The organism is Mycolicibacterium brumae, assembly GCF_025215495.1.
GTDB classification, from domain to species: domain Bacteria; phylum Actinomycetota; class Actinomycetes; order Mycobacteriales; family Mycobacteriaceae; genus Mycobacterium; species Mycobacterium brumae.
The window spans coordinates 2,717,122-2,737,134 of the sequence record NZ_CP104302.1; the positions used below are offsets into that span (position 1 = coordinate 2,717,122).

Below are 20,013 nucleotides of genomic sequence, written 5' to 3' on the forward strand. Positions count from 1 at the left end.
CGTCACGGTGTCCGGCCGCCGCGGGCGGCGTTGTAGCGCTCACTGTCGAAGAACTCGATGTCCCAGTTGTCTCCGGAGACAGTCAGTTTCGGCTCGATGGCGGTGAGGTCGCGCTCCACGGCCAACACCTCCTCGACACTGCGGCCGGTCAACGAGTCCAGTTGGCACCAGGTCGGCGGCATCAGCATGTTGCGCGACGCCACGAAATCGGCCAGCGCGGCCTCCGGCGAACTCCAGTCCGCATGGTCGGATTCGGTGTTGTCGCCGTCGGCCAACTGGCCGTCGGGCATCGCGGCGACGAAGAAGTAGGTGTCGTAGCGGCGGGTGCGCTCCTCCACCGGGGTCACCCAGTTCGACCAGGGGCGCAGCAGATCCGCGCGCAACATCAGCGACTCGTCGCGCAGGAAGTCGCTGAAGGACAGCGTGCCCTCGGCCAGCGCGGCGCGCGCCGTCTTGTAGACCCGGGCATCGTCGACCAGCAGGTCCGGATCGTCGGCGGCGCCGGCGAACAACACCCCGCATTCCTCGAACGTCTCCCGGGCCGCGGCGCAGACCAGCGCGCGGGCCAGGTCTTCGTCGACTCCGAGCCGCTGCGCCCACCAGGACGGCGGCGGGCCGTGCCAGGCGATGTCGGCGTCGTAGTCGCGCTGGTCGACACCGCCACCGGGGAACACGACCATCCCGCCGGCGAAATCCATGCTGCGCCGCCGGCGCATGAGGAAAACGTCCAGGCCCTCGTCGGTGTCGCGGATCAGCATCACCGTCGCCGCGGGGCGGGCGGGCAGCGGCGGGGCGCTCACAGCATCCACGTGTTCGCTCATTGGGCCCTCCGGTGCGCGGCCCGGGTGCGGACCCGGCGCGCGAAGTAGCGGCCGTCGATGAAGTCGAGGCTGATGGACTGTCCGAACGCGCTGGACAGGTTCTCGGCGGTGAGCACCTCGGTGAGCAGGCCGGCGGCGACGACGCCGCCCTCCGAGAGCAGCATGGCGTGGCTGAAGCCCGGCGGGATCTCCTCGACGTGGTGGGTGACGAGCACCAGGGCCGGCGAGTCGGGGTCGTCGGCCAGATCGGAGAGCCGCGCCACCAGCTCCTCGCGGCCGCCCAGATCCAGCCCGGCGGCGGGCTCGTCGAGCAGCAACAGCTCCGGGTCGGCCATCAGGGCGCGGGCGATCAGCACCCGCTTGCGCTCCCCCTCGCTCAGGGTGCCGTAGCGGCGGTCGGCCAGGTGCTCGGCGCCGACGCTCTCGAGCATGTCGACGCCGCGCTCGTAATCCATCGCCTCGTAGTTCTCCCGCCACCGGCCGAGCACCGCGTAGCCGGCGGAGACCACAAGGTCGGACACTTTCTCGTCGTCCGGAACCCGTTGCGCCAGTGCGGCACTGGACAATCCGACCCGCTGGCGCAGCTCGGCGGCGTCGGTGCGGCCGAGCCGCTCCCCCAGCACGTAGGCCACCCCGGACGACGGGTGCTCCATCGCCGCGGCGATCCGCAGCAGCGACGTCTTGCCCGCGCCGTTGGGGCCGAGGATCACCCAGCGTTCATCGAATTCCACCTGCCAGGTGACCGGGCCGACCAGCACCCGCCCGCCGCGGCGCAAGGTGACCTTCCGGAAGTCGATCAGCAGATCGGGATCGGTGGGTTCATCCAGCACACGCTCATCGTAGTCACCAGGCCCCTCAGCCCGGGCCCAGGCGCGGCGAGCGTCTTCGGACTCAGGCCGGCGAGCCGCGGCAGCGCTCATCGGTTGAGAACTGATGGCGGCTCGTGAGACGTGGTGGTGACGACGCTCATCGGTTGAGAACTCATGGCGGCCAGTGAGAAGTGTTGGCGGTTCGTGAGACGTGATGGCGGTCGTTTTCATCGATTGAGAAACCACGCACACGTTGTGCGAGAGACCCCCGCCCGTATTTCTCAATCGATGAAAAACACGTCCCAGATCTCTCACCAAGCGCCATGAGTTCTCACCAGCCGCCAACGCTTCTCATTCGACCCGCAGGCCAGCACGACGCGCAGGCCAGCACGACGCCACCGCGGAACTGCCCGAAGTGCCCGATCAGGCCGGCGGGATCTCGATCCGGGTCAGGTCCAGGCCGTCCTTCAGGTCGGCGGCCTCGATCTCGGCTCGGGTCACACCGAGCAGGAACAGCACGGTGTCCAGGTACGGGTGGCTCAGCGAGGCGTCGGCGACTTCGCGCAGCGCGGGTTTGGCGTTGAACGCCACCCCCAACCCGGCGGCCGACAGCATGTCGATGTCATTGGCCCCGTCGCCGACGGCGACCGTCTGACCCATGGGAACGCCGGCCTCCGCGGCGAACTTGCGCAGCGCCTTGGCCTTACCGGGGCGGTCGACGATCTCGCCCACCACCCGGCCGGTCAGCTTGCCGTCGACGATCTCCAGCACGTTCGCGGACACGAAGTCGAGTCCCAGCTCGTGCGCGAGCGGGTCGATGACCTGGCGGAAACCGCCGGACACCACGCCGCAGTGGTAGCCGAGGCGCTGCAGGGTGCGCACCGTGGTGCGCGCGCCCGGGGTCAGCTCGATCTCGTCGGCCACATCCTCGACCACCGACGCCGGCAGCCCCGCCAGGGTGGCGACGCGTTCGCGCAACGATTCGGCGAAGTCGAGTTCACCGCGCATCGCGGCCTCGGTGACGGCGGCGACCTTCTCCTCGGCGCCGGCCCGGGCGGCCAGCATCTCGATGACCTCGCCCTGGATCAGGGTGGAGTCGACGTCGAAAACCACCAGCCGTTTGGCCCGCCGCGACAATCCGTAGTCCTCGACTGCCACGTCGACGCCCTGGGCTCTCGACACCTGGGCCAGCATCTCGCGCAGTGCGGTGTCGGCGCCGGCGGGCACGGTGACGCGCAGCTCCAGGCCGGTGACCGGGTAGTCGGAGACCCCGCGGATCGTGTCGATATTGACCCCGAGCAGGGCCACCTCCTGGGCCAGCACGCCGAACGCGCCGGCGGTGATGGGTCGGCCCAGCACCACGATGCTGTGCGTGGAGGTCTGCCGGACGACGGGGATCCCGTCGTTGCGCTCGATGGTGACGTTGAGCCCGACGCCGTGCACCGCGGCTTCCACGCCGGTCCGGAACGGTGATCCGGGCCCGGTGGCGCCGGGGTCGGCCACCAGCACACCTAGGGTGAGCTGGCCGTTGATGACGACCTGTTCGACGTTGAGCAGTTCCGCGTTGTACGCCGAGAGCACCGCGAACAGCGCCGAGGTGACACCGGGACGGTCCACGCCGGTGACGGTGATCAGCACCATGGCATCAGGCGCCGTCATCGGCTACCGCCGTGGACCGGTCGGACGCGGCTCAATTGCTGTGCGACGGCGTGTGCTCGCGGCCCACGTGGGCCTCGGCACGCATCCGCTCGACCATGTGCGGGTAGTGCAGCTCGAACGCCGGGCGCTCGGAACGGATCCGCGGCAGCTCGGTGAAGTTGTGCCGCGGCGGCGGGCAACTGGTCGCCCACTCCAGCGAGTTGCCGTAGCCCCACGGGTCGTCGACGGTCACGACGTCGCCGAAGCGCCAGCTCTTGAACACGTTCCACACGAACGGCAGCACCGACAGGCCGAGGATGAACGAGCCCAAGGTGGACACCACGTTCAGGCTGGTGAAACCGTCGGTCGCCAAGTAGTCGGCGTAGCGGCGCGGCATACCTTCGTTGCCCAGCCAGTGCTGCACCAGGAAGGTGGTGTGGAAACCGATGAAGGTCAGCCAGAAGTGCAGCTTGCCGAGACGCTCGTCGAGCAGCCGTCCGGTCATCTTCGGGAACCAGAAGTAGATGCCGGCGTAGGTCGCGAACACGATGGTGCCGAACAGCACGTAGTGGAAGTGCGCCACCACGAAGTAGGTGTCGGAGACGTGGAAGTCCAGCGGCGGGCTGGCCAGCAGCACGCCGGACAGGCCACCCAGCAGGAAGGTGAAGATGAAGCCGATCGAGAACACCATGGGTGTCTCGAAGGTCAATTGGCCCTTCCACATGGTGCCCAGCCAGTTGAAGAACTTGATGCCGGTCGGGACCGCGATCAGGAACGTCATGAAGCTGAAGAACGGCAGCAGGATCGCGCCGGTCGCGTACATGTGGTGCGCCCACACCGCCACCGACAGCGCGGCGATGGACAGCGTCGCGTAGATCAGGGTGGTGTAGCCGAAGATCGGCTTGCGGCTGAACACCGGGAAGATCTCACTGACGATGCCGAAGAATGGCAACGCGATGATGTACACCTCTGGGTGTCCGAAGAACCAGAACACGTGTTGCCAAAGTATGACGCCGCCGTTTGCTGGGTCATAGACGTGCGCGCCGAAGTGTCGGTCGGCGACCAGCGCCAGCAGCGCGGCGGTCAGGATCGGGAAGACCAGCAGCACCAGGATCGACGTCACCAGCATGTTCCAGGTGAAGATCGGCATCCGGAACATGGTCATGCCGGGGGCGCGCATGCAGACCACGGTGGTGATCATGTTGACGCCACCGAGGATGGTGCCCAGACCACCGACGGCCAGACCGAAGATCCACAGGTCCGCGCCGGCGCCCGGCGAGTGGATGGCGTTGCTCAGCGGGGTGTAGGCGGTCCAGCCGAAGTCGGCGGCGCCGCCGGGGGTGATGAAGCCACCCAGGGCGATCAGCGCGCCGAACAGGAACAGCCAGAACGACAGGGCGTTCAGTCGCGGGAACGCCACGTCGGGGGCGCCGATCTGCAGCGGCAGCACCAGGTTCGCGAAACCGAACACGATCGGCGTCGCGTAGAACAGCAGCATCGCCGTGCCGTGCATGGTGAACAGCTGGTTGAACTGCTCGTTCGACAGGAACTGCAGGCCCGGCATCGCGAGCTCGGTGCGCATCAGCAGGGCCATCAGGCCGCCGACGAAGAAGAAGATGAAGCACACGACGCAGTACATGATGCCGATCAGCTTGTGATCGGTCGTCGTGATCATCTTGTAGATCAGGTTGCCCTTGGGGCCAATCCGTTCCTTGTACGGACGGGTGGCCTCAAGTTCTCCCCGCGGGGGCGCTTCGGCGGTCAAGAGCTCCTCCAAACACATCCATACACACGGGGAGAACAGCCCTCCCCAGGGCGACTTCTGACACTGATCCTAAACCCCCGCCTGGCTGTTGTCGGGGTGGGTCCGACAATACGTCGTAGATCGCAGCGAGTTGGCAGGAACGCACCTGTCAGAGGCGGCGCCGCAGCGACGCGCTGACGCGTCGAGCTCCCCCACTTGATACCGTCGGGCCGTGCAGTTGCCAGCCGTGCGACCGGGCGTCGCCGCCGCCTCCGTGGCGATCACCGCCGCCGTCGTGCTGACCCTGTCCAGCGGCTGCACCCCGCCGCAGGGCAGCACCCCCGTCACCCCGCCGCCGACCAGCGTCGTCACCAGCGTCACCGAGGTCGCCGGCGCGGACGTGCTGGGCAACCAGCGCCGGCCCGACGAGTCCTGCCCCGCCGAACCGGCGCCGCCGGAGGCCGAAGGCGTCATCCGGGCGGATTCGGGCACCGACCGCGGCGAGGTCGACGTGGCCGCCGACCCGCAGCGGATCGTGGCGCTGTCCGGCGATCAGCTCGACGCGCTGTGCGCGCTGGGCCTGCAGTCCCGCGTCGTCGCGGCCGCCACCGCCACCGCCGACGGCGGGCAGCCGTCGTACCTGGGGGCGGTCCTGCACGACGTGCCCGCCGCCGGGGCGCAGGACAATCCGGACCGCGCCGCGATCGCCGACGCCCACCCCGACCTGATCCTCGGCTCCACCGCGTCGCAGCACGGCAGCTACGGCGAGTTCGCCGCGATCGCCCCCACCGTGTTCACCGGCGCGCCCGGCGCGGACTGGCGGGAGAACCTGCGCGCGGTCGGCGCGGCCACCGGGCGGTCCGAGGCGGCGGCGCGGTTGGTCGAGGACTTCGACAACTCCGCGCGCGACACCGGGGTGGCCATCGACGCCACCCATTTCCAGGTGTCGATCGTGCAGTTCACCGAGGACAGCGTGCGGGTGTTCGGCGCGAACAACTTCCCGGCGAGCGTGCTGGAGGTCCTCGGCGCGGACCGGCCCGTCGCCCAGCGCTTCACCGACACACCGTCGAAGGACATCGCGATCGGCGACGGCGCGCTGGATTCCGCGGACTTCGCCGACGCCGACGGGGACATCGTCTACGTGTCGTTCGCCTCGGCGGCCGCCCGCGACTATGCGCCGACGATCCTGGACAGCGAGTCCTGGCGGAAACTGTCGGCCGCCAAGGACAGCCGGGTGTTCGTCGTCAACAACGAGGTGTGGCAGACCGGGCGCGGCCTGGTCGCCGCGCGCGGCATCCTCGACGACGTCCAGTGGCTCAACGCCCCGATCAACTGACCAGCACCGCAAAGGATCCAGCCATGCACCACGTCCTCACCATCACCTACACCCAGCCCATCGAGGTGGTCGACCAGACCCGGCCCGCGCACATCGACTGGGTCAAGGCCCAGATCGACGCCGGGAAGCTGCTGTTGGCCGGCCGGCAGGAGACCGGCGCCGGCGGAATCCTGGTCACCTCGGACATCGAGCCCGCCGACGTCGAGGCGATGATCGCCACCGACCCGTACCTGCTCGCCGGCGTGGCCGAGTACGACCGCGTGGGTTTCAACGCGGGGTTGCGCGGCCCCGGGCTGTGATCTCTTCCGATCGGGATTAATCGGGGTCTCGGATTTGTTGTGACGGTGGTTCGGGGCTGGGGACAATCACCCGACCCGTTTCTTTCGATAGACATCAACGAGTTGGAAGGCTGCTGCCTGTTATGAGCAAAACTGTTTCCGCCTACGCCGCGACGTCGGCCACCGAGCCGCTGGCCAGGACCACCATCTCCCGCCGCGACGTCGGCCCGCACGACGTGGCCTTCGACATCAAGTTCGCCGGGATCTGCCACTCCGACATCCACACCGTGAAGGCCGAGTGGGGCGCCCCGAACTACCCGGTGGTGCCGGGCCACGAGATCGCCGGGGTGGTCACCGAGGTCGGCTCGGAGGTCACCAGGTATCAGGTCGGCGACCGGGTCGGGGTCGGGTGTTTCGTCGACTCCTGCCGGGAGTGCGAGAACTGCGTCGCGGGCCTGGAGCAGTACTGCACCGGCCGCGGCGGCATGCGCGGCACCTATAACTCCGTCGGTCGCGACGGCTCCCCCACCTACGGCGGCTACAGCCAGTCCATCGTGGTCGACGAGAACTATGTGCTGCGGATCCCGGATGCCATCGCCCTGGACGCGGCCGCTCCGCTGCTCTGCGCCGGCATCACGCTGTACTCCCCGCTGCGGAACTGGAAGGCCGGGCCCGGCATGAGCGTCGCGGTCGTCGGACTCGGCGGTCTGGGCCACATGGGCGTCAAGCTGGCCGCCGCGATGGGCGCCGAAGTCACCGTGCTCAGCCAGTCGCTGAAGAAGATGGAGGACGGATTGCGTTTGGGCGCAAGCCATTACTACGCGACCAGCGACCCGGACACCTTCAAGAAGCTGCGCAACAGCTTCGATCTGATCCTCAACACCGTGTCGGCGAATCTCGACCTGGGCGCCTACCTGAGCCTGCTCAAGGTCGACGGCACCCTGGTGGAACTCGGCATGCCCGAACACGCGATGACGGTGCCGCCGTTCCCGCTGGCCGGGATGCGCCGCAGCCTGTCGGGCTCGATGATCGGCGGGATCGCCGAGACCCAGGAGATGCTGGACTTCTGCGCCGAGCACGGCGTGACCCCGGAGATCGAGGTCATCGACGCCTCGTACGTGAACGAGGCCTATGAGCGCGTGCTGGCTTCCGACGTCCGGTACCGGTTCGTCATCGACGCCTCGACGATCTAGTCCTTGCGGCCGACGCCGGCCAGCGGCCAGCCTGCGGCGGCCAGCTTGCCGGCGACCCGGCGGACGTCGGCGTCGTCGGCTTCCCGGTGGGTGACCTCGCTGATGAACTCCTCGATCTCATCGCGGTCGATCGCGCCGTCGTCGAGCGCGTGCGACGCGGGGTCGGTCAGCTCGCGGATGACCTGGCGCACCTCGTCCTCGGTGAGCGGGGTCTGCTGCAGCAGCGCCAGCAGCGGCACCCGATCCGATCCGGGCACACCCTCCGGGTACCCCCCGCGGAGCCAGTTCAGGACCGATTGCAGCGTCGAAGTCACGTTCACCCGATCAGTGTGCGACGCCGAAGCGGCTACGCCAAATGCTCAAGCGGCGGTTGGCGCAGCGTTCACCGACCGTTCACCGCGGACGGCTCAGAAGTTCCAGTCCTCGTCTTCGGTGACGACGGCCTTGCCGATCACGTAGCTCGAACCGGAGCCGGAGAAGAAGTCGTGATTCTCGTCGGCGTTGGGGCTCAGCGCGCTCAGGATGGCCGGGTTCACGTCCGTCTCATCCCGCGGGAACAGCGCTTCGTAGCCGAGGTTCATCAGCGCCTTGTTGGCGTTGTAGCGCAGGAACTTCTTGACGTCCTCGGTCAGCCCGACCTCGTCGTAGAGGTCCTGGGTGTACTCCACCTCATTGTCGTAGAGCTCGAAGAGCAGCTCGTAGGTGTAGTCCTTGAGCTCGGCGCGCTTGGCCTCGTCGACCAGCGCCAGCCCCTTCTGGAACTTGTAGCCGATGTAGTAGCCGTGCACGGCCTCGTCGCGGATGATCAACCGGATCATGTCGGCGGTGTTGGTGAGCTTGGCGCGGCTGCTCCAGTACATCGGCAGGTAGAAGCCGGAGTAGAACAGGAAGCTCTCCAGCAGGGTGGAGGCCACCTTGCGCTTGAGCGGCTCGTCGCCGCGGTAGTACTCCAGCACGATCTCGGCCTTGCGCTGCAGATTCGGGTTCTCCTCCGACCAGCGGAACGCCTCGTCGATCTCGGCGGTGGAGCACAGGGTGGAGAAGATCGAGCTGTAGCTCTTGGCGTGCACCGACTCCATGAACGCGATGTTGGTGTACACCGCCTCCTCGTGCGGGGTCAGCGCGTCCGGGATGAGGCTGACCGCGCCGACGGTGCCCTGGATGGTGTCCAGCATGGTCAGGCCGGTGAACACCCGCATGGTCAGCTGCTTCTCATGAGGAGTCAGGGTGCCCCAGGACGGGATGTCGTTGGACACCGGGACCTTCTCCGGCAGCCAGAAGTTGCCGGTCAGGCGGTCCCAGACCTCGGCGTCCTTTTCATCGGGCACCCGGTTCCAGTTGATGGCCGAAACACGGTCGACGAGCTTGATTTTTTCCGACACCCTGGACCCCTTTGAACACCGTTGACGCGACTACCAGCCGGGCTCGGCAGCTGCTGCCGGCGCCGTGATTCGCAACACTACAACTAGTGTCCGACAACTCCGCGGAACACAACACTTTGTGTCGCGGCGGGTCGCGTCAGTTCTCCTCGTCGGCCTCGTCGGCGCCGGCGGAGGACCTGCGCCGGACCGCGTCGTGCAGCGGCCGTTCCGGGTCGATCCACACCCCGAGCACCGAGGTCGCGCCGGTGATCGCGCCCAGGGTGATGGTCGCCAGGTGGTCGGCGAACTTCTCCGGCGGCATCCGGCGGGAGTTGTCGGGCGTCGGGCCCAGCCACCAGTCCGTCGCCGAGGACACCGTGCCGAAGGTCGCGAACGCCGCCATCTCCAGCGCGTCGTGATCGAGTTCCAGCTCAAGCAGCTCGTGGCTGAACAATTCGGCCATCGCCACGGCCACCTCGCGGCCCTTGTTGACCACCCGCATGGTCGCCTCGGCCTGGTCCGGGAACCGGCCCTGCAGCACGAACCGCACCACGTTGGGGTTCTCGTCGACCAACGTCACGTACTGCTCGAGCACCCGGCGGATCACCTCCGCGGCGGGTTCGGTGGCCAGGTCGACGGCCGGGTACACCCCGGCCATCAGCATGTCGCGCAGCCGCTCCCCGATCGCCTGGAACAGATCCGACTTATCGGTGAAATGCCGGTAGATCTTCGGCTTGGCGGTGCCGGCTTCCTCAGCGATCTGCTGGACGCTGACATCGGGGCCATTGCGCTCGATGGCGCGGAAGGCGGCGTCGACGATCTCGGCGCGCACCTTCTTGCGGTGCTCGCGCCACCGTTCGGTTCGCGCGTCGGTGCGCTGTGGGGCTCCGGCGGCGTCCGACTTGGCACTCGTCAGCTTGGGCCCAATTCGCACGCCAGAAACTGTACTCGCAGCCACCCGGCTGACCTGCCGTTACACCCTGCGCGCGGCCGCGGACGGGCGGCTGCGCCTCCGCCGGGCCGGCCTCAGGGGCCTCGGTTACCATGACCCCGTTCACATTCTGCCGAGGAAATGCGAGAGCTCAACCGGTGACGAAGCGATTCGACCTGGCCATCGTTGGCGCGGGCCCGGCGGGCTCGGCCGCGGCCTGGCAGGCCGCGCAGATGGGTGCGAACGTCGTGATTCTGGACAAGGCGGCGTTCCCCCGGGACAAGCCCTGCGGCGACGGCCTGACCGCCCGCGCGGTGAGCTACCTGCAGAAGATGGGCCTGACCGAGGAGCTCAAGAAGTTCCACCGGGTCAACGGCGTGCACGTGTACAGCCCCAGCGAATGGACGCTCAGCTTCCCGCACCGCCCCGGCATGCCCGACTACGGCCTCGTCGTGCGCCGGCCGGTGCTCGACACGTTGTTGCTGCACCACGCCGCGGCCCGCGGCGTCGAGGTCCGGGAGTCCGCCGAAGTGGTCGGCCCGACCCAGGACGCCACCGGCCGGGTCACCGGGGTGACCATCAAGGGTGGGGAGACCATCGCCGCCGACGCGGTGATCGCCGCCGACGGCGCCTACTCCCCCGTCAAGCGCGCGCTGAACCTGGATTCGCAGTACAACGGCTACTCGGCGATCGCGATCCGCGCCGAGATGGCCGCCAACCGCCCCGACTCCGACATGCTGGAGATCTACCTGCAGCTGCTGTTCCAGGGCGACCAGCTGCCCGGTTACGCCTGGATCTTCCCGTTCGGCGAGGGGCAGATCAATATCGGCCTGGGCTACATCAACAGCTACCGCAAGTGGCAGCAGATCAACGCGACGGCGTTCCTGGGCGAGTTCATGTCCACCCTGCCGCGGGACTGGGACCTGCCGCCGATCGAGCACCTGAAGAAGAACAAGCTGGTGCGGGCCTGGCGGCTGCCGATGGGCTTCACCGCCTGGCCGCCGTGGCGCCCGGGTGTGTTGTTCGCCGGCGACGCGCTCGGCGCGGGCAAGCCGGTTTCCGGCGCGGGCATCTCCAAGGCGCTGGAGTCCGGGCTGGCCGCCGGCGAGTGCGCGGTCGCCGCGCTGACCAACGGCGGCCCGGATGACTTCACCAACTACGAGAACCGGATGGAAGCCGCGTGGGGCCGCGAGTACAAGCGCGGCCGGATGTTCCACAAGCTGGTCGGCTACCCGAAGGTCTCCGAGTACGGCCTGAAGCTGCTGGACAACCACACCTTCCGGGACCGGATGCTCAAGACGCTGTACAAGAAGGCCGAGAGCCCCTCGACCTCGTAGCCGCCCAGAAGAACGCCGTCGGCGCCGCCATCGACGACCAGACCGGCCACTGACCGCCCCGGGGCGAGCGTGCGCACAGGTCCGTCTTTAGGGCGCGAAGGTGCGCGCAGGTCCGCAAACGCCCAGGCCGGGGTGAACCTACGCGCACGCTCGTCGGCAAAATGGGGCCTGCGCGCACGCTCGGGAGATCCTTGCTGCGGCCGGGGCGCGCAACGAAACCCGCCTGCATAACACCAGCCACCTTCGCAACACGCGCTACAGGTCCAGCAGTTCCTCGTGGAAACCGCCGAACCGGCGCTGCGGGTCGAGCAGGTGGACCTCCAGGATCCAGTGGCAGCGGCGGCCTTGCCGGTCGACGCGACGCATCGGCGACGTGGAGCCGGGCGCGACGTAGGACGCCACCTCGTCGCCGGAGATCTTCTCGTGCGGAAACTCCCCCACCAGGTGCCCGGCGATGACGCCGCCGAACTCCCAGCCGGCCTCCCGGCTCAGCGCGACGACGTGCTCGAACAACTGCTCACCGGTGATGTCCGGGCTGGCCTCGTAGTGCGCGCGGCCGGCCGCCCAGATCCGCGGCAGGTCGTCGCGTAGCGCGAGTTTCACCGGGTCGTCGCCGAGCACATAGGTGCGGCCGAAGTCGGCCTCCCACTCCTCGAACAGCGGGCCGAAGTCCAGGAAGACGATGTCGTCGTCGCCGATGATCCGGTCCGGCGGGTTCTCCCGGTAGATCGCCACGGTGTTCTCCCCGGACCGCACGATCCGCTTGTGCCAGTGCCGGGTCACGCCCAGCAGCTCGGCGGCCAGGTCGCGGATCTCGTCGGACAGCGCGCGTTCACCGATCCCAGGTCGCACCAGTCCCCTGGCGCCGACCTCGTCGAAGAGTTGCTCGGCCTTGCGCTGCGCGTCGAGGAGCCGAGCGGCGCGCTGATCCTCGTCGGGCTTGCTGTCCACACCGACAGCGTATTTCGGCGTCCCGGTCGCCGCGCCCCGGACCGGCCGTTTCCGCCGAGGTGGACGACGGGTGACGTCGCAGGGAACTCGTGACGACAATCCGGTGATCCGGGCGAACATCTGCCGGAAATGGTTTGAAACACAGTCGATATCACCGAATCAAGGCCTGATTCTTGAGCCGAGCGATACACGCTCTCACCCAGATCCCCCACGATTCGGAACAACCCCTATGACGCTGCAAGCGCCCGCCCAAGAACCCGACCGCAGGCTTGACGGGATTTCCCAGCCTGAACCCATCAAGCAGTCCTGGCTGACCACCCGGCTGGAGCGCGCCAACACGTTGGCGTTCGTGCTCTTCGGCGGCCTGACCGCCTTCTGCGTGTACTTCTCGATGTAGGCGTTCCGCAAGCCCTATGCGCCTCCAAATACAGCGACGCCGCCGCACTGGGCTGGACCATCGACTTCGGCTTCAAGGAGACCCTGGTCATCGCCCAGATCCTCGGCTACGCGCTGTCGAAGGTGATCGGCATCAAGGTGATCTCGGAGATGCGGCCCAGCCGCCGGGCGCCCGCCATCCTGGTGCTGATCGGCATCTCCCTGCTCGGCCTGGTGCTGTTCGCGGTGCTGCCGATGGAGTGGAAGTTCGTGGCGCTGTTCATCAACGGCCTGCCGCTCGGCCTGATCTGGGGCCTGGTGTTCGGGTTCCTGGAGGGCCGGCGCACCACCGAGGTCCTCGGCGCGATGCTCAGCGCGAGCTTCATCGTGCCCTCGGGCATCGTGAAGTCGGTCGCGGTGTGGCTGATGAACGCCGGCGTCGACCAGTTCTGGATGCCGGCCGCCACCGGAGCGCTGTTCCTGCCCCTGCTGTTCGTCAGTGTGTACTGTCTGTCGAAACTGCCCCCGCCGAACGTCGAGGACATCGCCGCGCGCACCGAACGCCGCCCGATGAACGGCGCGCAGCACAAGGCCTTCCTCACCCGGTACCTGCCCGGCCTGTCGCTGCTGATCGCCGGCTACATCCTGCTGACCGTGTTCCGTGACTTCCGAGACGATTTCGCCGTCGAGATCTGGGCCGGCCTCGGCTTCGACGGCGACCCGGCGGTGCTCACCCAGAGCGAGATTCCGGTCGCCATCATCACCCTGCTGGCCTTCGCCGCGTTGGTGCTGATCCGCAACAACCGTTAGGCGTTCCTCACCATCCAGGCGATGAGCCTGGTCGGCGCGGCGCTGATGGGGCTTTCCGCACTGGGCTACATCACCGGTGTGGTGTCCCCGCTGTGGTTGATGATCGGCACCGGCGCCGGCCTGTACATCGGCTACATGCCTTTCGGCGCAATGCTTTTCGAGCGGATGATCGCCGCAACGAAGACCATCGCCACCGCCGGTTTCATGATCTACGTGGCCGACGCGTCCGGCTACCTGGGCACGGTGACGCTGCTGGTGTACAAGAACTTCTTCGCCGCCGACGTGCCGTGGCTGACGGTGTTCCTCACCGGCGCGTTCGTCACCAGTGGTGTGTGCGTGGTGTTCTTCCTGCTCGCGATGGGCTACTTCCGCACCAAACTGGTCCCGACCGTGCTGGAGACCAAGGTCGCCAAACCGGCCGCCTAGCCTCAACCGACGGAAGCGGCCCCCGCCAATCGGCGGGGGCCGCTGTGGTGTCGGCTACGCGGAAAGCTCGGGCAGCCCGGGGATTTCGGCGACGCTGCCGAGCAGGTGGTCGTAGTCCTGGGCCTCCAGGGTGGCGCGGTCGGCCTTGCCGGTGAGCACGCCGCAGGCGACCGCGCCGGCGTTGCGGCCGGCCTGGATGTCGACGACGGTGTCGCCGGCGACGAGCACCTCGGCGACGTTCTGCACGCCGGTGGCCTCCATGGCCCGGAAGATCATGTAGGGCGCGGGTCGGCCGACGGGCACATCGGAGGTGGTGACGACGGCGTCGACGGTGCAGTCGGCGCCGCTGCCGATGGTCCAGCCCAGCGCCTCCAGCAGCGGGTAGGCGACCTCGTCGTCGAAGCCGGTGGTCAGCGCGACCTTCACGCCGCGGCGGCGCAGCTCCGACAGCGCGGCCTCGGCGCCCTCGATGGCCGTCGGCGGGTTGGTTCCGTAGGCCAGCCGCAGGAACTGGCGGAACCGGTCGAACGTTGCCGCGACCAGTTCGTCGGTCGGGGTGACATCGCCGAGCCGCAGCAGCGCGGTGATGGCCTCCACCTTGTCGGTGCCCATCCAGGTCTGCAGGTCCGCCGGAGCGACACTGGCGCCGGCCTCGACGACCGACTGCTCCAGCGCGTCGTACACCGTCCCACCGTCGTCGATGGTGGTGCCGGCCATGTCGAGCGCGACGAGCGAAATCATTGGACATCCCTCGGAGGGTTTGAGATTCGAGCTGGATAGAGTCGCCTGAATCCTACCGGCGGAAGTATGGGCCACCTCAGCTGAAAGTGAAGTCTGCGCGAACATCCGACCCCAGTTGGAATGACGGCCACGGGCACATCCGGGAGCAGTTCTCGCCAGGACGAAGTCCCGCAATCAGAGATCGACGTGTGCCCCTAGGCTGTCAACCCATGCGATTCCTCCTGGTGCTGCCGCGCGCCGAGTCTGATGGTGTGAACCTGGCCTCAACACCGTTAGCCGCCGTCCCATTTCAGTCACGCGGGTCAAGTGATCCGAGGTTGCTTCGCCAGTACTGGACCGACCTGAGCACCGACATCGCGATCGATCGGTTCGATCTCGATGTCGTCGGCCGTTGTCAGGTCGGCAGCCGCGAGTACTTCGCAATGGAGATCGTTGGCGCGGTGGACGATTTCGATGATGTCGTCAGCTTGGAGAACACATTAAGTAGTATCGGTCGTCGCATCGCTTCCATTCACAGCGGCATCGCGGAATACGAGTTTCCGTGGGTGGCCCGATACGCGTTACTCAGTGAAGAACACGAGCCCCCAATGCAATGGATGGGTCCGGGAAACCAAACCGTGGAACTAGATGAATCCAGCGCTGGTGAACGGGTCACGGCCGTCCTGGGTTGGGGAAACGGACTCGTTCGAGGATGGGAACATCTTTCTACCAGCGGACGCCATCACGTGGTCCGTGGAATCGTGGACGCACAACACATCTGGCACGACGCGTCGGTCATCGTCGAACGCAATGACCAGACCTTCGCCCGAATCATGTCTGCCCAGCACCGGCCACGACGGCGCGAAGTTCGCGCTATTGCGCACGAGACTTCACGCGTCGAGATCGAGGCGAGCTCTCACCAATTACTCCTCGACGACCTGATCCGAAATGTACAAGGGGCACGTCGACAAGTGGCAGAAACCCTCCTCCAAGCCTGGGACTACGATAGATTCGTTGGTCGCCTACTCGACAGAGTGCAGGATTCCGCTCACCAGTTATCCAATCTCCGAACACGAATCGAATCCCGATACCAGTCGGCCGTGCAGTCGATCCTCCTGGTGCTGGGTTTCCTCGCTGTCGTCGATATCTCCCTCTCGCTGATCGGCACCGCTCACTCCGGAGCTGTCGATGTCGCACCTGGCGGTGACGACGGCTTCTTCTTCTGGATGCGACATAGCGATGCTGATTACTTCTTGGTGTGCGCAGTCCTCGCAGTCACCCTGCTGAGCTTGCTCGCGTTTCGCCGCCGGTAGGGTTACGAGCATGAATGGCGGCCGCGTGGAGCAGATTCAGGCCCTCTTGGAGGCAGGCAGCTCATCTGAGGCAATTGACTTGATCGCAAGGGAACGCGCCGCCGTTAACACACTTCTTGACGACCCCAGTTGCCCTCCAATTTATGGTTTCACCACCCTATTGGGACACCTCGACAGCACGGCGGCCTTACTCTCCGACCAGCGTCAACTGTTGGATGCACATCTCGTCGGGCCGGTAGTCGAGTTCCCATCCGCGTGGGGATTGCTCCTCAATCGAGTGAAACTCACCCAGCTCTCCCGCGGCGGCAGTGGGATTCACCCTGAAACACACGAACGACTCATAGCCCTCTCCGGCGCGCCTGATAGCTTGTCGTGGTCGGGCAACTGGATGACTAGCTACGGCAGTGGCGACGTCGTTCCTGGCGCCTGGTTTGTTGAGGGGTTGCGCAATCGAGGAGTTATTGACCTCTCGCACCGGGGCGACCTGATCGCTCTCATCAACGGTCATTTCGTTTCAACCGCGGCTGGATTAGTCGTATCGGACCATTTCAGTGCACTCACTGCTGAATCTATCGATATTATCAAATCCGTTTCCGAAGCGGCCTCCCCCGGGAGGAATCAGCGTCCGGTTACCCTGCGGGACATCACTCCGATAACACTCCAGATCGAGCGCTCTGTCGACAATCTTTTTACCGCTCTACTTGATCGTCTTTCCACACCAAGTTGCAATCCAATTTTCCGATTCTCCCCCGAGGACCCGGTCACTGCACATAGCCAATCGAGCTTCCTCGATTACCGCCTCACAGGTGCCCTCAGCCAAGCAATACAGACCAGCGCACAGACCGGCACCTATCTCAAAGCCGCGATCCATGCGGCGACGGCGGCTGACGCGACCGACGCCCGCGCCCGCCTGCAGCCCACAAAGATCGCCGAGGCGTTGCTCCGTGAAATAGCAGCGTTCTCGATACCCACCCACTTCTCCCTTCAGGAGTCTCGCGGCGTCGAAGACGTAGCCGACTTGAGCCTGGTCGCCGCCCGCACATTGGCGAGCGTCCTCGATCGGTTGGATTCACTGCTTGACCTCGCGACGTCGACCGTCGCGCCGGGTTCCGATCGTTGCCGGCGATCTGGTCCTCTAGGTACCGCAGTCAAAGAATCCCAATTATTGGCGCCGAAGCTGGCACTCTGACCCGCCGAACCGGTGGTTGGCGGCGGCGGTGAAACTTCCCGTCGGAGCAGCTCCACCCGCTATCCACGGAGCGCCAACCTCAGCGGCGCCCGCCGCGGCCCTGTTTGCCGGGCGTGCGGGCGACCTTCCCGGCCGCCTTGCCGGCCGCCGCGCGGGCGGCCTGCTTGGCCAGGGTCTTCTCCCGCGCGGTGCGTTTCGGCGCGGGTTCGGCTTGGCCGCGCGACGATCCCGCCTTGCGGCCCCGCACGATCCCGACGAACTCGTCGGTGAGTTCTGAGGGCCGGCCCGCCGGGAAAGCCAGCGCGACCGGGCAGGTCGGCGCGTCGACGATCGGGCGGTAGCCGAGGTCTTTGCGGTGATGCAGCCGAGCCAGGGACTGCGGAACGATCAGCGCGCCCATCCCGGCGGCCACGAGTTCGATTGCGTCGCCGGTGGTTTCGGGCCGGTGCGCCGCGACCACTCCGGGCGCGTCACGCCAGCCGACGACGTCGTCGAGGGGCAGCAGGGTCGGCTCGTCGTCGAGGTCCGCGGCGGCGAGTTCGTCGGCGGCGCACAGGTGGTGCTCGACCGGGACGACGGCGACCGTCGTCTCCTCGTACAGCGTGATGACGGCCAGTCCCTCGGTGTCGGCGGACGGGCGGAGCAACGCGACGTCGACAGCGCCGGCACGCACCGCCTCGGCTGCCGCGGCCGCGGCGACCGGGCGCAGCTCGAGTTCGACATCGGGATGGCGTTGCGCCCAGATCCGGGCCCACTTCGCCGGCGTCGCGCCAGGCACGTACCCGAGTGTCAGAGAGGGCGCGCTCACCGCCTCAGGCTACCGATACGCTGACGGGTATGAGCAGGCCGAACGCGCAGTCCATGAAACCCGCCACGGCGGCCAAGAAGCTGGACGTGTACCTGCCCGCGACACCCGAGGAGTTCCAGGCGAACCCGATCACCCGCGACGAGTTGGCCGCGCTGGCGGCCGACCCGCCGCAGTGGCTGGCCGATCTGCGCAAACTCGGGCCGCATCCGAAGAACCTGGTGGCCGCGAAGCTGGGCGTCTCGATCGCCGGCCTCGGTCGGGGCGGCGTGGAGAAGGCGATGACGACCGAGCAGATCGACGCGCTGCTGCAGGAGATGCCGGCTTGGCTGGTCGCCGAACGCGAGAGCTACCAGGAGGTGCTCGCCGAGCAGCGCCGGCTCAAGGACGCCCGGAAGAGCTGACGCCGGCGCGTTCGTGCCGATTCCTTCAAGCGCCGCGCGCCGCGCGCTGGGAGGGTGGAGTCATGAACACACGCAAGGACGTCAATATCTGGCCCGGCCTGACCTACGACGACGCGCTGGCGCAGCGGGAATGGCTGCGCCGCCTCGGTTTCGACGACGGCATCCTCGTCGAGGGTGACGGCGACGGCGAGGTGGTGCATTCGGAGATGCTGTGGCCCGACGGAGGTCGGGTCATGGTCCACTCATCGTGCCGCAAATCGGAGTTCAACGCCCCGACCGGCAGCGGCAACGTGTACGTGGTGGTCACCGACCCGGACGCCGTCTATGCCCGCGCTCAGGAACTCGGGGCGAGGATGGTGCGGGACATGGCCGAGGAGGACTATGGGTCACGAGGATTCACTGTCGCCGACCCCGAGGGCAATTCGTGGAGCTTTGGGACGTACGCCGGCTGAGCGGCGCGCCGCCGTTGCTGCGGTCCGCGGTCGGCTATCAGGTGACCGGCGCGGCGCCCGGCACGCACCTCGGCATCCCGTCCCCGACGGTCACCCTGGTCGTCGACCTGGGACCCGGTCTGGACCTGGAAGGCCCGGGTCTGGCCGGGCGCACCAGGTTCCGGGTGTGCCTGGGCGGTCTGCATCACGAGCCCTACCGGATCGTGCACGACGGCTCTCAGATCGGCGTGCAACTCGAGCTCACCCCCGACGGGGTACGTTCGCTGTTCGGCCTGCCGGTCGCCGAATTGTCCTCGCAGGCCGTCGAACTCGCGGATCTGGCGCCCGAGTTCTCCCGAGAGCTGATCGACCGGGTGTCGCTGGCGGCCGTCGCGGACCGGGCGTCGCAGGCGAGGCAGACCGTCGCACGACACCTCGGCCATGACGACGATCGGCGCCGCGGCGCCCAACCGGACGCCGCCGCGGCGTGGCGGCGCATCGTTGAGACCGGCGGGCGGATCAGCGTCACCGAGCTGACCGAACGCTCCGGCTGGTCGACGCGCTACCTCACCACCCGGTTCACCGCCGAATACGGCATGGGCCCCAAACAAGCCGCCCGCCTGGTGCGATTCGACGGCGCGCTGACCGCGCTGCGCGGCGGAGCGCCCGCCGCCGACGTGGCCGCCCGCCACGGCTACGCCGACCAGGCGCATCTGAGCCGCGACGTGCGTGCCTTCTTGGGCATGTCGCCGTCGGAGTTTCTCACCCAACTCGCCGGGGAATTCACTCCGGCAACCGCATCGGTGCGGTAGGAAGCTCTGGTGAGCAACCACCACGTGAACCTGACCGCCGAAGAAGACTCGCTCGTCGCCCGGAGCCATCCCGAAGCCCTGGAGCGGATGGACTACAGCCAGCTCAAGGAGCTGCAACGCGAGCTGCGGGCCGCGCGGGAGAAGAACGCCAGCCTGCTACGCCGCGAGGGCGCCGCGCGGGTGGAGGCCGAAGGCGCTCGCGGCGCCGCCGCGCCCGCGAACGAGAAGCGCAACGAGAAGCTCCGTGTGCTCGACGAGGCGCAGCACCGCGTGGATGACCGGGTCGAAGCCGTTCAAGGCTCCGAGGAGTAGTCCCAGCGAACGAGGAA

General features: G+C 67.4%; 21 protein-coding genes and 1 pseudogene. 12 read left to right on the forward strand and 10 right to left on the reverse strand.

What is annotated here, in order from left to right; translation table 11 throughout:
• Positions 1-2: 2 nt before the first annotated feature.
• The 4 genes from L2Z93_RS13240 to ctaD all read right to left on the reverse strand — a co-directional run bounded on the left by L2Z93_RS13240 (position 3) and on the right by ctaD (position 5,033).
• Positions 3-821, reverse strand: coding sequence for an NUDIX hydrolase (locus L2Z93_RS13240; RefSeq protein WP_090586090.1), 819 nt, complete (start codon positions 819-821; stop codon positions 3-5).
• The gene (locus L2Z93_RS13245) at positions 818-1,651 is read right to left on the reverse strand and encodes an ABC transporter ATP-binding protein (RefSeq protein ID WP_234786010.1); all 834 of its coding nucleotides are present in this window, start codon (positions 1,649-1,651) and stop codon (positions 818-820) included. Before L2Z93_RS13245 ends, L2Z93_RS13240 begins: the two co-directional genes overlap by 4 nt.
• 402 nt (positions 1,652-2,053) lie before the next feature.
• Entirely contained in the window at positions 2,054-3,289 is a 1,236-nt protein-coding gene (gene serB / locus L2Z93_RS13250; RefSeq protein ID WP_090586096.1) for a phosphoserine phosphatase SerB, read from the reverse strand.
• Positions 3,290-3,320: 31 nt separating this feature from the next.
• The gene (gene ctaD, locus L2Z93_RS13255) at positions 3,321-5,033 is read right to left on the reverse strand and encodes an aa3-type cytochrome oxidase subunit I (RefSeq protein WP_090586288.1); all 1,713 of its coding nucleotides are present in this window, start codon (positions 5,031-5,033) and stop codon (positions 3,321-3,323) included.
• A gap of 217 nt (positions 5,034-5,250) precedes the next feature.
• Here ctaD and L2Z93_RS13260 point away from each other — a divergent pair, with 217 nt between their 5' ends.
• The 3 genes from L2Z93_RS13260 to L2Z93_RS13270 all read left to right on the forward strand — a co-directional run bounded on the left by L2Z93_RS13260 (position 5,251) and on the right by L2Z93_RS13270 (position 7,819).
• On the forward strand, positions 5,251-6,348 hold the full coding sequence (locus L2Z93_RS13260; protein ID WP_090586290.1) for an iron-siderophore ABC transporter substrate-binding protein: 1,098 nt from the start codon (positions 5,251-5,253) through the stop codon (positions 6,346-6,348).
• Positions 6,349-6,371: 23 nt separating this feature from the next.
• Positions 6,372-6,647 carry a YciI family protein gene (locus tag L2Z93_RS13265; RefSeq protein ID WP_090586100.1) on the forward strand — a complete coding sequence of 92 codons (276 nt, stop codon included), beginning with the start codon at positions 6,372-6,374 and terminating at the stop codon, positions 6,645-6,647.
• 122 nt (positions 6,648-6,769) lie between these two features.
• The gene (locus tag L2Z93_RS13270; RefSeq protein WP_090586104.1) at positions 6,770-7,819 is read left to right on the forward strand and encodes an NAD(P)-dependent alcohol dehydrogenase; all 1,050 of its coding nucleotides are present in this window, start codon (positions 6,770-6,772) and stop codon (positions 7,817-7,819) included.
• On the opposite strand, the gene L2Z93_RS13275 is transcribed toward L2Z93_RS13270, so the two are convergent.
• From L2Z93_RS13275 to L2Z93_RS13285, 3 genes are all read right to left on the reverse strand, one after another.
• Positions 7,816-8,139, reverse strand: coding sequence for a DUF3349 domain-containing protein (locus tag L2Z93_RS13275; RefSeq protein ID WP_090586106.1), 324 nt, complete (start codon positions 8,137-8,139; stop codon positions 7,816-7,818). The two genes, L2Z93_RS13270 and L2Z93_RS13275, sit on opposite strands and share 4 nt — an antisense overlap.
• An 87-nt stretch (positions 8,140-8,226) precedes the next feature.
• Positions 8,227-9,201: a class 1b ribonucleoside-diphosphate reductase subunit beta gene (nrdF, locus tag L2Z93_RS13280; protein ID WP_090586109.1), complete on the reverse strand. Its 975-nt coding sequence runs from the start codon at positions 9,199-9,201 to the stop codon at positions 8,227-8,229.
• Positions 9,202-9,337: 136 nt separating this feature from the next.
• Positions 9,338-10,114 carry a TetR/AcrR family transcriptional regulator gene (locus L2Z93_RS13285; RefSeq protein ID WP_370745848.1) on the reverse strand — a complete coding sequence of 259 codons (777 nt, stop codon included), beginning with the start codon at positions 10,112-10,114 and terminating at the stop codon, positions 9,338-9,340.
• A gap of 155 nt (positions 10,115-10,269) precedes the next feature.
• Here L2Z93_RS13285 and L2Z93_RS13290 point away from each other — a divergent pair, with 155 nt between their 5' ends.
• Positions 10,270-11,448, forward strand: a complete 1,179-nt coding sequence (locus L2Z93_RS13290; RefSeq protein WP_090586111.1) for an NAD(P)/FAD-dependent oxidoreductase — start codon at positions 10,270-10,272, stop codon at positions 11,446-11,448.
• Positions 11,449-11,703: 255 nt separating this feature from the next.
• Here the strand turns inward: L2Z93_RS13290 and L2Z93_RS13295 are convergent, their stop codons facing one another.
• Positions 11,704-12,399, reverse strand: a complete 696-nt coding sequence (locus tag L2Z93_RS13295; RefSeq protein WP_234786011.1) for a M24 family metallopeptidase — start codon at positions 12,397-12,399, stop codon at positions 11,704-11,706.
• Between the two features lie 229 nt (positions 12,400-12,628).
• Here L2Z93_RS13295 and L2Z93_RS13300 point away from each other — a divergent pair, with 229 nt between their 5' ends.
• Positions 12,629-12,796 (forward strand): hypothetical protein, encoded by a 168-nt coding sequence (locus tag L2Z93_RS13300; protein ID WP_162561862.1) that lies wholly within the window; start codon positions 12,629-12,631, stop codon positions 12,794-12,796.
• 59 nt (positions 12,797-12,855) lie between these two features.
• Positions 12,856-14,010 (forward strand): annotated as a pseudogene (locus L2Z93_RS13305) (DUF5690 family protein).
• Between the two features lie 54 nt (positions 14,011-14,064).
• On the opposite strand, the gene L2Z93_RS13310 reads toward L2Z93_RS13305, so the two are convergent.
• On the reverse strand, positions 14,065-14,751 hold the full coding sequence (locus tag L2Z93_RS13310) for a phosphonatase-like hydrolase (RefSeq protein ID WP_090586124.1): 687 nt from the start codon (positions 14,749-14,751) through the stop codon (positions 14,065-14,067).
• A 209-nt stretch (positions 14,752-14,960) separates the two neighbouring features.
• On the opposite strand from L2Z93_RS13310, the gene L2Z93_RS13315 reads away from it, so the two are divergent.
• Entirely contained in the window at positions 14,961-16,043 is a 1,083-nt protein-coding gene (locus L2Z93_RS13315; RefSeq protein ID WP_128111823.1) for a hypothetical protein, read from the forward strand.
• Between the two features lie 10 nt (positions 16,044-16,053).
• Positions 16,054-17,232, forward strand: a complete 1,179-nt coding sequence (locus tag L2Z93_RS13320) for an aromatic amino acid lyase (protein ID WP_090586129.1) — start codon at positions 16,054-16,056, stop codon at positions 17,230-17,232.
• 79 nt (positions 17,233-17,311) lie between these two features.
• On the opposite strand, the gene L2Z93_RS13325 is transcribed toward L2Z93_RS13320, so the two are convergent.
• Positions 17,312-18,040: a LysR substrate-binding domain-containing protein gene (locus L2Z93_RS13325; RefSeq protein ID WP_090586132.1), complete on the reverse strand. Its 729-nt coding sequence runs from the start codon at positions 18,038-18,040 to the stop codon at positions 17,312-17,314.
• Positions 18,041-18,069: 29 nt separating this feature from the next.
• Between L2Z93_RS13325 and L2Z93_RS13330 the strand changes: the two genes are divergently transcribed.
• From L2Z93_RS13330 to L2Z93_RS13345, 4 genes are all read left to right on the forward strand, one after another.
• Positions 18,070-18,441 carry a DUF5997 family protein gene (locus L2Z93_RS13330; protein ID WP_090586135.1) on the forward strand — a complete coding sequence of 124 codons (372 nt, stop codon included), beginning with the start codon at positions 18,070-18,072 and terminating at the stop codon, positions 18,439-18,441.
• Positions 18,442-18,503: 62 nt separating this feature from the next.
• A complete protein-coding gene (locus tag L2Z93_RS13335; protein ID WP_090586138.1) occupies positions 18,504-18,893 on the forward strand; it encodes a VOC family protein in 390 nt (129 codons plus the stop codon).
• Positions 18,866-19,684, forward strand: coding sequence for a helix-turn-helix domain-containing protein (locus tag L2Z93_RS13340; RefSeq protein WP_234786012.1), 819 nt, complete (start codon positions 18,866-18,868; stop codon positions 19,682-19,684). The genes L2Z93_RS13335 and L2Z93_RS13340 overlap by 28 nt, the downstream gene beginning before the upstream one ends.
• 9 nt (positions 19,685-19,693) lie before the next feature.
• Positions 19,694-19,996 (forward strand): hypothetical protein, encoded by a 303-nt coding sequence (locus tag L2Z93_RS13345; RefSeq protein ID WP_090586141.1) that lies wholly within the window; start codon positions 19,694-19,696, stop codon positions 19,994-19,996.
• Positions 19,997-20,013 lie beyond the last annotated feature (17 nt).